General features: G+C 58.3%; 10 protein-coding genes. 5 read left to right on the top strand and 5 right to left on the bottom strand.

The window, feature by feature from the left end; genetic code table 11:
• Positions 1-388: 388 nt before the first annotated feature.
• The gene (locus NQ491_RS05545; RefSeq protein ID WP_019245908.1) at positions 389-1,012 is read right to left on the bottom strand and encodes a ribonuclease HII; all 624 of its coding nucleotides are present in this window, start codon (positions 1,010-1,012) and stop codon (positions 389-391) included.
• Between the two features lie 98 nt (positions 1,013-1,110).
• Positions 1,111-4,173: a glycosyltransferase family 117 protein gene (locus tag NQ491_RS05540; RefSeq protein ID WP_019245907.1), complete on the bottom strand. Its 3,063-nt coding sequence runs from the start codon at positions 4,171-4,173 to the stop codon at positions 1,111-1,113.
• Positions 4,174-4,343: 170 nt separating this feature from the next.
• Here NQ491_RS05540 and cysS point away from each other — a divergent pair, with 170 nt between their 5' ends.
• Positions 4,344-5,810, top strand: coding sequence for a cysteine--tRNA ligase (cysS, locus tag NQ491_RS05535; protein WP_019245906.1), 1,467 nt, complete (start codon positions 4,344-4,346; stop codon positions 5,808-5,810).
• A 123-nt stretch (positions 5,811-5,933) separates the two neighbouring features.
• Here the strand turns inward: cysS and NQ491_RS05530 are convergent, their stop codons facing one another.
• Positions 5,934-6,329, bottom strand: coding sequence for a DUF2812 domain-containing protein (locus NQ491_RS05530; RefSeq protein WP_019245905.1), 396 nt, complete (start codon positions 6,327-6,329; stop codon positions 5,934-5,936).
• A gap of 20 nt (positions 6,330-6,349) precedes the next feature.
• A complete protein-coding gene (gene surE, locus NQ491_RS05525) occupies positions 6,350-7,213 on the bottom strand; it encodes a 5'/3'-nucleotidase SurE (RefSeq protein WP_074431121.1) in 864 nt (287 codons plus the stop codon).
• Positions 7,214-7,548: 335 nt separating this feature from the next.
• Between surE and NQ491_RS05520 the strand changes: the two genes are divergently transcribed.
• From NQ491_RS05520 to NQ491_RS05505, 4 genes are all read left to right on the top strand, one after another.
• The gene (locus NQ491_RS05520) at positions 7,549-8,076 is read left to right on the top strand and encodes a nitroreductase family protein (protein ID WP_019245903.1); all 528 of its coding nucleotides are present in this window, start codon (positions 7,549-7,551) and stop codon (positions 8,074-8,076) included.
• A 365-nt stretch (positions 8,077-8,441) separates the two neighbouring features.
• Positions 8,442-8,804 carry a 50S ribosomal protein L19 gene (gene rplS / locus NQ491_RS05515; RefSeq protein WP_019245902.1) on the top strand — a complete coding sequence of 121 codons (363 nt, stop codon included), beginning with the start codon at positions 8,442-8,444 and terminating at the stop codon, positions 8,802-8,804.
• 198 nt (positions 8,805-9,002) lie between these two features.
• Positions 9,003-9,944 (top strand): sensor histidine kinase, encoded by a 942-nt coding sequence (locus NQ491_RS05510; protein ID WP_019245901.1) that lies wholly within the window; start codon positions 9,003-9,005, stop codon positions 9,942-9,944.
• 13 nt (positions 9,945-9,957) lie between these two features.
• A complete protein-coding gene (locus tag NQ491_RS05505) occupies positions 9,958-10,611 on the top strand; it encodes a response regulator transcription factor (protein ID WP_019245900.1) in 654 nt (217 codons plus the stop codon).
• Positions 10,612-10,881: 270 nt separating this feature from the next.
• Here NQ491_RS05505 and NQ491_RS05500 read toward each other — a convergent pair whose 3' ends face one another.
• Positions 10,882-12,441: an OmpP1/FadL family transporter gene (locus NQ491_RS05500; RefSeq protein WP_147524796.1), complete on the bottom strand. Its 1,560-nt coding sequence runs from the start codon at positions 12,439-12,441 to the stop codon at positions 10,882-10,884.
• Positions 12,442-12,455: the final 14 nt, after the last annotated feature.

Here is a 12,455-nt window from a genome sequence, read left to right as displayed (position 1 = left end):
GAAGCGGTTTATGCACGGTTGTGCAAAAGCCCGCGAACGAAATGTTCATAACTCCGTTTTTGCACGAACGGAATATCGGGCGAACCGTGACGGAAATGTGGATAACTCGGTAGGGTGATCGGGAAACGGCGGAGAATCGGATCGTCGGCGACCGTGCCGTTTCCGGAACAAATATACGATGCGGAATACCCCTTTGTCAAGAGGTATTCCGCTATTTTTTTCGATGCCGATGTCCGAAGACCGTCCTGGATGCTTGTAAGATCAGTTCGGCTTGTATTTTTTCTCGGTTTGAAAGTTTTCGCCTTTCCGGTTTTTCGGCGGATCGCCGTTCCGCTCGTCCATTCGTCGGACAGACAGCCGCGTCCGTCGGGGTGTCGGACTTCTTCTGTCAGGGCTTCGTTGCTTGCTCCCGATCGCCGAACAGATCCGGCTGGGCGAAATGGCAGCTGAAGGATAGCCTGTGGTAGGGTGAGAGCCCGTACCGCATAACGGCCTCGCGGTGCTCGCGGGTCGGATAGCCCTTGTTCTTTTTCCAGTTATAGACCGGATATTCCTCCGCAATCCGGTTCATGTAGTCGTCCCGGTAAGTTTTTGCCAGAACCGAGGCGGCGGCGATCGAAACGAATGTCGCGTCGCCCTTGACGATGCACTCGTACGGAATGTCGAGCGACGTGCGGAACCGATTTCCGTCGATGAGCAGCATCTGCGGTACGACCTTCAGCCGGGTGACGGCCCGCGACATGGCGGCGAACGAGGCATTGAGGATATTGATCCGGTCGATCTCCTCGGGCGATACCATTTCGACGGCCCAGGCCACGGCTTCCCGCTCGATCGTCTCCCGAAGCAGATAGCGGTTTTTTTCGCTCATCTTTTTCGAGTCGTTCAGCAGCGGGTGGTTCCATCCCTCGGGCAGGATGACGGCCGCCGCCGCGACGGGACCGGCCAGCGGTCCGCGACCGGCTTCGTCGCACCCGGCTTCGATCCGGCCGGCCTGAAGACAAGTTCTTAACATGTGTCTTGGCATGGGTTTTATCCGCGACCGGCAGCCGCTTCCGCATATGTGCGGGAGAAGGACGGCTGCCGGTGGTCGGTAAGTCGTGCGCTCGGCATTTATTGATCGGTCAGTCCGATCGACTGGAAGTATTGATCGAGTCGCTCGATCTGTTCCTGCTGCCCGAAGTCGGCGGCAGTCTGATGAAGCTCGAGCAGATTCTGCAAATTGTCGTACAGTTGAGGCTCGACGAGTTCTTTGGTTTTTCCGGTGAAACGCAGGTAGTGGTCGATGTACTGCTCCAGATTCTGGGCGTAGTCTTCCAGTATCGCGTTGCCCTTATCGAAGGCTCCGGCCTTGTAGTACGACTCGATCAGCGGAATCGTCGTCAGATAGTCGTGCCGGATCTGGCTGAACGGAATTCTTCGCACGACGGAGTCGAGCACCTCGACGGCCCGCGTCGTGTCGCCTTCGGCGAGCAGCTGGTCGGCCAGTTGGGCGTACAGGCCTCTGGTGAACGTCGCCCGGAAGTTCGTCTGAATCGTATGGTCGGCGTAAACTCTCGGATCGTCGATATTGCCGTACCGAAACTGGTTCATCAGCTTGTCGTACAGATACTCGCTGTCGATGCGGCCGACCTTCAGGTAGTCGCTGGTCTTTTTAGCTGGCGCGCTGGGCGTCCGGATCGGCACGAAACGGTATGCGAAGCCGTCGAGTTGCAGATAATCCTTCAGACCGAGCGACGCGGGGGAGGAGAATTGCGTGAAGTAGATCGGCCGCTTCCAGTCGAAATTGGCCAGCAAGTCGATCAGCATCAGCTCGTCCCGCGTCAGATAGTGCTTGTTCGGGTTGATGTTCAGATAAACCGTGTCGACCATCAGGTGAGCGTCCTCGGGTTTGACGATACCGCTTTCGATCGCGTTCTGCTTATTGACCGGGATCGCGATCTGGCGAGAGGGCAGAAAGTCCATCTTCTCGCCGCTTGTCATCGGAAGCATGGTTCTCGGGTCTTCCGACGCGATCCACTCGATGAGCTGTTTGGCCGGAATGGGCCTGTTGAACAGCTCCTGAATGAGTACCGTTTCGTTCCGATAAGTGTACTTGGACCTCGGCAGCGAGAACGGAAGCGGGTCCGAGTCGTTGCTCTTGATGCGCATCTGATCGATGTACCACTCGGCGCCCAGGTAGCTCATGTTCATCACCCGCACGTCCTTGCGGACTCCTTCCACCTCTTGGGCGTACCACAGCGGGAACGTGTCGTTGTCGCCGTAATTCATGATGATGGCGTTCGGCAGCGTGGAGTTCAGGTAGTTTTCTCCGAAATCGCGCGCCACATAGCGGTGCGACCGGTCGTGGTCGTCCCAGTTCTGGGCGGCCAGTATCGTCGGTACGACGGCTCCGATGAGCGTGGCGGCGACGGCCGTCGCCGCTCCGTCCTTCTTGAACCAGCGCTTGAACGCCTCGTAGAGGGCAGGCACTCCGAATCCGATCCACATCGCGAAAGCGTAGAACGAGCCGGCGAACACGTAGTCCCTCTCGCGCGGCTCGGCCGGCGGCGAGTTCAGGTAGACGGCGATCGCGACGCCGGTCATGATGAAGAAGGCCATCACGACCGAGAAGTTACGGCCGTCCCGGTTGAGCTGGTAGATCAGTCCGATGATTCCCAGAATGAACGGCAGGAAGTAGTACGTGTTGCGTCCTTTGTTCGAAGCCTGTTCCTGCGGCAGATTATCCTGCGGCCCGAGGAAAATCCGGTCTACGGCGTTGATTCCCGACAGCCAGTTGCCGTCCGTGATCTCGCCGGTGGACTGTATGTCGCTCTGGCGTCCGACGAAGTTCCACAGAAAGTAGCGCCAGTACATGAAGTTCAGTTGGTAGGCGAAGAAGAATTTCAGGTTCTCGGCGAACGTCGGGACGGTCACCGTCTCGTCGTCGTACGGGATCTGGCGCCCTTCGATATCGACCCAGTTCTTGTAGGCTTTGATATCCGATTCCTTGTCCGAGTACATGCGGGGAAAGAAGAATTCGAATCGGGGATCGTATTCCCGCGCAGTAACCGTCTTGGCCGCCTTGTACTTTCCTTCGTCTTCGTAATATACCGTGCTCTCCTTGATTCCCGCCACAGGCGACGAGTAGTAAGGACCCTTGAACAGCGGCCGGGCGCCGTACTGGTCGCGGTTCAGCAGCGACAGCAGTCCGTACGGGTTACTCGGGGCGTTGCTATTCATCGGAGGGTTCGCCGCCGAGCGGATGATGACCGACGCGTACGAACCGTATCCGACGATAATGACTGCCGTGCATAAAAGAATCGTGTTGGCAAGCACTTTGCCCCGCTTGTGCGTCCAGTAGACGCCCCATCCGAGAGCCGCCAGCAGCGCGAGGGCGAAGAACGTGATGCCCGAGTTGACCGGCAGGCCGAGTCCGTTGACGAACATGCGGTCGAAGAAAGCGCCCAGATTGACCGTGCCCGCGATGATGAATTTCATCACGAAGATCAGCACGGCGGCCGAAACGAGCAGGGACTTGACGACGCCCCATTTCGTCACGCGGGGATACTTGCGGAAGTAATATATCAGCGCGATCGGCGGAATGATCAGCAGGTTCAGCAGGTGAACGCCGATGGCGAGTCCCGTCAGATAGGCGATCAGTACGATCCAGCGGTTCGCGTGCGGCTCGTCGGCCACGTTCTCCCATTTGAGGATCGCCCAGAAAACGAGTGCCGTGAACATCGACGACAGCGCGTATACCTCTCCCTCGACGGCCGAGAACCAGAACGTATCGGTGAACGTGTAGGCTCCCGCTCCGATGAGTCCGGCTCCGAGTACCGCGATCGTCTGCGGCAGAGTCAGCTCGTCGCCGCTTTTGCGCATCGCGCGCCGGGCCAGATGCGTGATCGTCCAAAACAGGAACATGACCGTCGCCCCGCTCGCCAGCGCCGACATCGAGTTGACGAGCACGGCCGCCTGTCCGGGGCCTCCGAACATCGTGAAGAAGCGCGAGATCATCATGAAGAGCGGCGCTCCGGGAGGGTGTCCTACCTCGAGCTTGTACGACGTCGCGATAAACTCGCTGCAATCCCAGAAGCTGGCCGTGGGCTCCATCGTCAGAAGGTAAACCGTCGACGCGAGGACGAAGCTGAGCCAGCCGACGATCAGGTTGAGTTTCTTGAAACTGTACTGCATGCTGTTGTTTTGCGTTATGTGAAATTCCGGAGAGCGTTCCGGCCGTATCGGCCGGAACGCCGGCGCATAATCCCTGCAAAATTAGAAAAATAACGGCATAATCCGCATTTTAGTCTGAACATACCGGGAAAGTTTGTAATTTTACGCCTCGTATCAAAGTTCGCCGAACCATGAAGTCCACGCTTTCCTTATACAATACGCTTTCGCGCCGCAAAGAGCGCTTCGAACCGCTCGAGCCGCCTTTCGTCGGTCTGTACGTCTGCGGTCCCACCGTTTACGGCGATCCGCATTTGGGACATGCGCGTCCGGCCGTTACGTTCGACCTGTTGTTTCGCTATCTGAAAGCGACGGGCTATAAGGTGCGCTACGTGCGCAACATCACCGACGTCGGCCACCTCGAGCACGATGCCGACGAGGGCGAGGACAAGATCGCCAAGAAAGCCCGTCTCGAGCAGCTCGAGCCGATGGAGGTCGCGCAGTATTATACCGACCGTTACCACGATGCGATGCGCGCCCTGAACGTGCTTCCGCCGAGTATCGAACCCCGCGCTTCGGGTCATATCATCGAGCAGATCGAGATGACGAAGGCCATTCTCGAGAAGGGCTTCGCCTATGTGAGCAACGGTTCGGTCTATTTCGACGTCGAGGCTTACGACCGCAAGTACCGCTATGGCAAGTTGTCGGGCCGCGTGCTCGACGAGATGCAGGCCAACACGCGAACGCTCGACGGTCAGGGCGACAAGCGGGGACCGTTCGATTTCGCGCTGTGGAAAAAAGCCTCGAAAGAGCATATCATGCGCTGGCCGTCTCCGTGGAGCGACGGATTCCCCGGTTGGCATATGGAGTGCTCCGCGATGAGTACGCGCTACTTGGGCGAGACGTTCGACATACACGGGGGAGGCATGGACCTGATGTTCCCGCATCACGAGTGCGAGATCGCGCAGAGCACGGCCGCTTGCGGCCACGACTCGGCCCGTTACTGGATGCACAATAACATGATTACGATCAACGGCCAGAAAATGGGCAAGTCGCTCGGCAACTTCATTACGCTCGAGGAACTCACGACCGGCCGGCACAAGCTGCTTGAGCAGGCCTATTCGCCGATGACAATCCGATTTTTCATCCTGCAGGCCCATTATCGCGGCACGCTCGACTTTTCGAACGAGGCGCTTCAGGCTGCCGAGAAAGGCTACGAGCGGCTGATGAAAGCCGTCGCTACGCTTCCGAAGCTGAAACCTTCCGCCGTCTCCACCGTCGACGTGTCGGACGTCGAACGGCGCTGCGTGGCTGCGATGGACGACGATCTGAATACGCCGGTGGTGATTTCCGTGCTGTTCGACTGCGTGCGGACGATCAACCAGATTTACGACGGTCACCGGACGATCTCGGAGGCCGATCTGAAAGAGCTCGCGCGCGTCGTGCGGCTGTTCGTGTTCGACATTCTGGGGCTGAGGGACGATTTGGCGGGCGACAACTCGCAGATGCTCGCCTCGGTCGTCGATATGGTGCTCGATATCCGCCAGCAGGCCAAAGCGGCCAAGGATTGGGCGACGTCCGACCGGATCCGCGACGGGCTTGCCTCGGTCGGCATCCGGGTCAAGGATCGCAAGGACGGGTACGACTGGGAAACCGAATAGTTTTGGGACCGACCGATAAAGCCCTTGCCGCCGGAAGCGTGCAAGGGCTTTTTTATCGGGGGATTGTCGGTTTGGCGTCGGGCGGATTTCGGGTTTGGACGGTCGGGAGGTAGGAATGTCGCTTTACTCGCGGCTGTCGTAGCTGCGCAGCCGGCTGCCCGGCATTTCCACGATCAATAGTTCCTTGTTGAAATTGCCGGGCGACGTGGCGATTCGGCCGTATTTGCCTGCAAAGGGCCTCCAGCGTACCTTGCCGATCGAATAATTCAGATTGATGTTTTTGTAAAATACTTTATATCCTTTCTCTTCCAGAGAGTTGCGGTATGCTTTCTCATCTTGGTAGGACAGGTGCGTCACGGATTCTACGCAGTACCGGTATTCGTCCGGACGGCAACGCTCGAATTCGTACGAGATCTTGCCCGTTCTGATCAGACGGTATCCTTCATGCGACATGGCGTTGAGCCACTTTTGCTGTCTGGCGGTGCGGTTGCCGAAAAAGCGATAACATTTCTTGATCATCCGTTTGCTTCCCTGCGGAATTACTTTTTCGGCAAAACCTGCCGGTTGTCCGATACGGGGCGGTTTGCCGTGGCCGGTCGTCGGTCATCTTCCCATCGTTTCATCCGCTCGAGCTGGCAGTAGTTGGTCAGGTCGACTTGGATCGGCACGATCGACACGTAGCCGTGATCGAGCGCCCACTCGTCGGTATCCTGCGCTCCGGGCTCCGTGTTGTGAAAATAGCCCGTGAGCCAGTAATAGTCCTGTCCCCTCGGGTCCTGCCTGCGTTCGAACTCCTCGCGCCAGAAGCCCCGGTTCTGCCGGCACGCCTTGATTCCCTTGATTCGGTCTGCCGGCAGGTTCGGAACGTTGACGTTCAGGCAGAGCGGCCGTCCCAGCGCGTCCGAGTTCATCGCCCGCTCTATGATCGGGCGCACGTACGAGAGGGCCGCGCTGAAGTCGGCGTCCTCGTCATGGTCGAGCAGCGAGAAGCCGATCGACGGAATGTCGTAGAAGCCGCCTTCGATCGCTGCGCCCATCGTGCCCGAGTAGAGTACGTTGATCGCCGAGTTCGAGCCGTGGTTGATGCCCGAGACGACCAGCGACGGCATCTCCTTGCCTAGCATCATGCAGTCGAAGGCGATTTTCACGCAGTCGACCGGCGTGCCGTTGCAGGCATACACGCTCAGGCCCGGCTCGTCGGTTACCTTTTTCAGATACAGCGGCCGCGTCAGCGTAATGGCGTGTCCCATGCCGCTTTGCGCCTGCTCGGGGGCGACGACCAGCAAGCGGGCCTCCTGGCGCAGCGTTTCGATCAGCATGCGCAGTCCCTTCGCGTTCACCCCGTCGTCGTTGGTCAGAAATATCAGCGGCTTGTTCGCCGTCTTCTCGCTCGTCTTTTTCATAGGCAGCAAAGATAGTAAAAAATCGGCGGCCGACCGCGCCGGTCGGTCAAACGACGGCCGCCTGCAATAGTCCGGTCCGGTTGCTTCTTCCTTCGGTTTTAGGGCGGCTTCGCTTGCCTGCGGATTGTCGGCCGGCTGCTTCCTCCGCTCTCCGAAAACGGCGGAAGCGGCTCGGCTTGCGATGCGGATCGGGGCCAGTGTCTTTTCCCCGTTCGTGTCGTACACGATCTATGTGTCGGCCGTTTCGGCCGCGTCCGGAACGCATAGGCGGGAAGCGGAACGGAAATCGAACGACGTGACGGCAAATATTCCTATATTTGCATAAAACGGGTGTTATGGAAAATAAATTGCTGGAGCTTATCAAAACGCGGCGCAGTTGCCGCCGCTATCGTCCGGTGCAAATCGAAGACCGCGAGCTCGCCGCCGTACTCGAGGCCGGTACGTTCGCGCCGACGAGTATGGGGCGGCAGGACCCGTGGATCGTGGCCGTGCAACGGCCCGATCTGCTCGACCGTCTGGCGCGCATGAATGCCGAAATCATGGGATCGAAGGGCAATCCGTATTACGATGCGCCTACCGTCGTGCTCGTTTTTGCTCCGGCCGACAGCCGGAATGCGGTTCAGGATGCCTCGTGCGTGCTGGAAAACATGATGTTGGCGGCTCACGCCTTGGGATTGGGCTCATGCTGGATCAACCGCGAGATCGAGATGTTCCGTACATCCGAAGGTCATGACCTGATGGTCCGTGAGCTGGGTTTGCCCGAGGGACTGACGGGTGTCGGCGCCATATCGCTGGGTTACCCCGACGGCGCGGTTTCGCCCTGCAAGCCGCGCAAGGAGGGATATGTCCGAATAGTCAGATAGGCGGTCTTTGCGCTTTGTCCGAGGGCGCAGGATGGGCCGTACGCCTGGCGGGCGGAGGGGTGTTCTCCGTCCGCGATGGCTGAACGGCCGCTTGATTTTTTCGGGGCCGGGTTCCGGCGTAGCGGTCGTTTCCTGCTTGTTTTGATCAAGTCTGTCGTGACGGGCCGTATCGCCTGACGTGCAGATTGCGGGCGCGCAACCTGTACGGAATATGCCGGCTGTCCCGGTCCGGGGGCGTCCGTTTTTTCGGTAAAGAATTGTTTTTTCGGCGAAAAGCGCTATCTTTGCACTCCGAAAGTGCAGGAATCTCTTATGAGGACGTAGGGGCCCGTAATATTCCCACTGTAAATTAAACGTTTATCGAAATGGATAATTTGATCAAGATCGCCCAAGACTCCATGTGGGTGAAGCCGGACGTCCCCTCGTTCAAGAGCGGCGACACGATTACCGTGACGTACAGGATCGTCGAGGGCAGCAAGGAGCGTCTGCAGAGTTTCCGCGGCACCGTAATTCAGATCAAGGGCAGCGGTATTACCAAAATGTTCACGATCCGTAAGATTTCCGACGGCATCGGCGTGGAACGTATCTTCCCGCTCTATTCGCCCCACATCGACCATATCGAGGTCAACAAGGTAGGCGTCGTGCGCCGGGCCCGCATCTACTATCTGCGCGGTCTGACCGGCAAGAAAGCCCGTATCAAGGAAAAGAAGAGAGTGTTTTCGAAATAGTCTCAGGGACTGTACCGTTTTCGGGGCAGGCGGTCGTACGACCGCCTGCCTTCGTTTTGCGCCGATTTGGCAATCCGCGCGTTTTTTGTTTTTTTTGTATGTCGGAAGCGCCGGCGATCGGACCGCACCGTGCGCGTCGTAGAGGCCGGGCCATGAAATTCGGAGCGGCGGTCGGGCCGGCGTCATGAGAAAGGGCTTATGGTTATCGAAATTCTGCTGATCATTTCCGTCGTACTGCAAATCGTGGCCGCCATCGTCGCGATCGGCCTGATACGCCGGACCAAGTACAATCTTTCGTGGATGCTGTTCACGGTGGCTCTTACGTGCATGGCGTTTATGCGCTTGGCCGAATACGTCCAGATCACGAGCCTGAAGACGATCCTGCGCCTGCCGCCTGAGTTTTTCGTGTGGATGGGCGTCGTCACGTCGCTCTGCGTCGCGCTCGGCATGCTGCTCGTCAAGCGGATTTTCAACTACATCGCCAGTACCGAGAACCAGCGCCGGATCAGCGAGCGCCGCATACTGAATACCGTGTTGCGCACCGAGGAAAAAGAGAGGCTGCGCTTCTCGAAGGATCTGCACGACGGGCTGGGGCCTTTGCTCTCGTCGGCCAAGATGTCCGTTTCGGCGCTGGCGGCCGATAAGACCGACGAGCGCAGCCGCGAGATTCTGCGAAACGCCAGCTACGTAATCGACGAGGCCATCCGCAGTCTGCGCGAGATTTCGGTCAATCTGAGCCCGCATATTCTGAAAGACTTCGGACTGGCTCGCGCCGTGTCCAATTTTATCGGCAGGCTGCCGCACAGCGGCATGCGGATTCATTTTTCGACCAATCTGCATGCCGAGCGTTTCGATGCCGACATCGAGGTGATTCTCTATCGGGTCATCTGCGAGTTGATAAACAACAGCATCAAGCATTCGGGCGCAGCCGAGGCCTCGGTGTCGCTGATCCGCATCGACAGCCTGATCCGGCTCGACTACCGGGATAACGGATGCGGTTTCGAAACCGGCGGGGTCGAGCAGCAGGAGGGTATGGGCATTGCCAATATTCGCTCCCGCATCAGTTCGCTCAAAGGCGACTTCACCCTGTCGAGCTCGCCCGGTCGGGGCATGAAAGCGCTGGTCGAAGTTCACATATGATAATCCGGAAATTATGAGCGTACCCTGTAAAATCGTATTGGCCGACGATCACACGCTGTTCCGCAACGGGCTTCGTACCCTGCTCGGCGGCATCGAGGGATTCGAGGTCGTCGCCGAGGCCTCCAACGGCCTCGAGTTACTGGAACTGTTGGAAAGAAGCCTGCCCGACGTCGTGCTCCTCGATATCGAGATGCCCAAGATGAACGGCATCGCGGCTGCCGAAGAGGCGCTCAGACGGTGGCCCGGCCTGAAGATCATCACGTTGTCCATGTACGGCGACGAGGACTACTATTTCCGCATGGTGTCGCTCGGCGTCAAGGGATTCATCCTGAAAAACTCCGATATCAAGGATGTCGTGGCCGCCATCGAGGCCGTCGTCGAGGGAGGGAGCTTCTTCTCGCAAGAGCTTCTTTTCAATCTGGTCAGCAACCTGAAGTCGGCGCCTTCGGCCGTTCCGGACGACAGTGCCGAGCAGCTGTCGCAGCGCGAGTCCGAGATTCTGCTGCATATCTGCCGGGGCGAGTCGAACAACGAGATCGCCGACGCGCTGTTCATTTCCAAGCGGACGGTCGACAAGCATCGCTCGAACATTCTGGCCAAGACGGGTTGTAAGAATACGGCCAATCTGGTCGTTTACGCGATCAAAAACAATCTGGTCGAGATCTGATCCGCCGGCTTTGCATTCCGTTTCCGGGGAAGCGTTCTCCGTTCGGCTCGTTTCAGCCCGCTCCTGCTTCGCATGGAGAAGGCGTGGAATTTTGATTTTTCTTGCTCTCCGCGTATGACTCTCGAGGAACCGGATGTCGTGGTCGTCATCGAGGTCGTCGGAAAGGAGCCGGAGCATCGTATGGGACTACAGTGGTTTTATAAGCATAATAATCAGATCGGCCGGAGCGCGTAGCGCCCCGGCCGATCTGTCGAATCGGGCGACGACGGGTCAGAACCTGACGCCTACCGACATCGTGATCGTGTTACGGCTCTGCTTCGTTTCCACGTTGCCCGGATTGACCACGTAGTCCGGATCGCCGTAATAGAACATCGTGTACGGCGCGTATTTATATTCGGTATAGATATAGGCCAGATCGACATACATGTTTTGGAACCGGAAGCCCAGACCGGCCGAGTAGTTTTCGTACGAGTTGATGCTCGACATGTTGTTGAACGCGTCTCTGGTCGCGATACACTCCCCGTAGTTGGCGTATCCTGCCCGGATGTAGAAATTCTGGGCAGGCGTGGCCTCGATGCCGACACGGAAATTGTTCGCCGGCTGGTAGAAGCTCGAGACCTCGTTGTTGATCGTCTGCTGGAAATCCCAGTTCTCGGTTCCCATGTTGCGCAGCTTCATCCGGTTGTACCAGACCCGCTCGTAGTCCGCCGTGATCAGTCCTACGCCCGGCAGCGTGTAGGAGATGCCCGTCAGGAGTCGGGTCGGGGTGTTGATATCGTACTCGTTCAGCGAGCGAGGACTGTCCAGCAGTTCGCCGCGCGCCGTGTTCTTGTAGTCGGCCGACATCCACTCGATGTATTCTTCGTTGATGCTGACCAGCGTCGGCGTATGCACGGCTACGCCGATGCGCAGGTTTTCGACGGGTCGGACGACGGCGCCGAACTTGAAGTTGACGCCCGTGCCGTCGAGGTGCAGCGAGCGGATATAGTTCATTCCGTTGAGCGGAAGCGGGTTGTTGTCGTATGTTTCCGCATAGTAGTTGTCGTTGCGGTAGAGAATGTCCTGAATGCCGATGGTGAATCCCAGATAGAGGATGTTCTGGATGTTGAAGCCTCCCGATATGCTGTACTCGTCGATGCTTCCCTTGTTGACGTTGCGCATCGACGGATTGATCCGCGAGCCGGTGGCCAGATTGTTCGCTACGGTATATTGCTTATTGTCCTGCGCGTCGCTCATCGGGTCGAGTATCCCCGTCTGGTATGCCAGAATGCCGCCCCACAGGCCGACGTCCGCGCGTCGGAAAGGCTGGTAGGGATCGTTGTCGGGGTGGCCCAGCGACGAGAGGGGGACGCCGTTCATGTATTCGGCCAGCACGTCCGTGATCGATTTGTCGATCCCCTGTCCGTAGGCGGCCGAAGTCGTGTTGAAGTCGGCCAGTTTCGAGTAGCCCACGCCGAGCGTGAAGCTCGTCAGCGTTCCGCTGCCCTGGTACAGGTTGAACGCCATGCCCAGATTGCCCAGCGTGAAGCGCGTTCTCGAGTAATCGCTTTTCGTGCCCAGATAGGTGCTTTGCATGTTGTTCCATGTCAGCGACGGGCTGATCCCGAAATCGGAGCTCATGTACATGCCCAGCCCGGCCGGATTGATGCTCATCGACGACAGGTCGGCGCCGAGCGACGTGAATGCGCCTCCCAGCGCGGCGCTGCGTGCCGTCGAGAACGAATAGTTGTATTGCGACAGCGCGAGCAGGTCTCCTGCCGCCTGAGCCGAGGCGCTCGTGCTCAACAGGCAGGCTGCGGCGCCGAACATAACGGATTTTGAAAGTTTCATGAATTCGGTCGTTT

The organism is Alistipes ihumii AP11 (assembly GCF_025144665.1).
GTDB lineage: Bacteria > Bacteroidota > Bacteroidia > Bacteroidales > Rikenellaceae > Alistipes_A > Alistipes_A ihumii.
The sequence above is the reverse complement of the archived record's forward strand: the minus strand, read 5'-3'. Positions and strand labels throughout refer to the sequence as shown.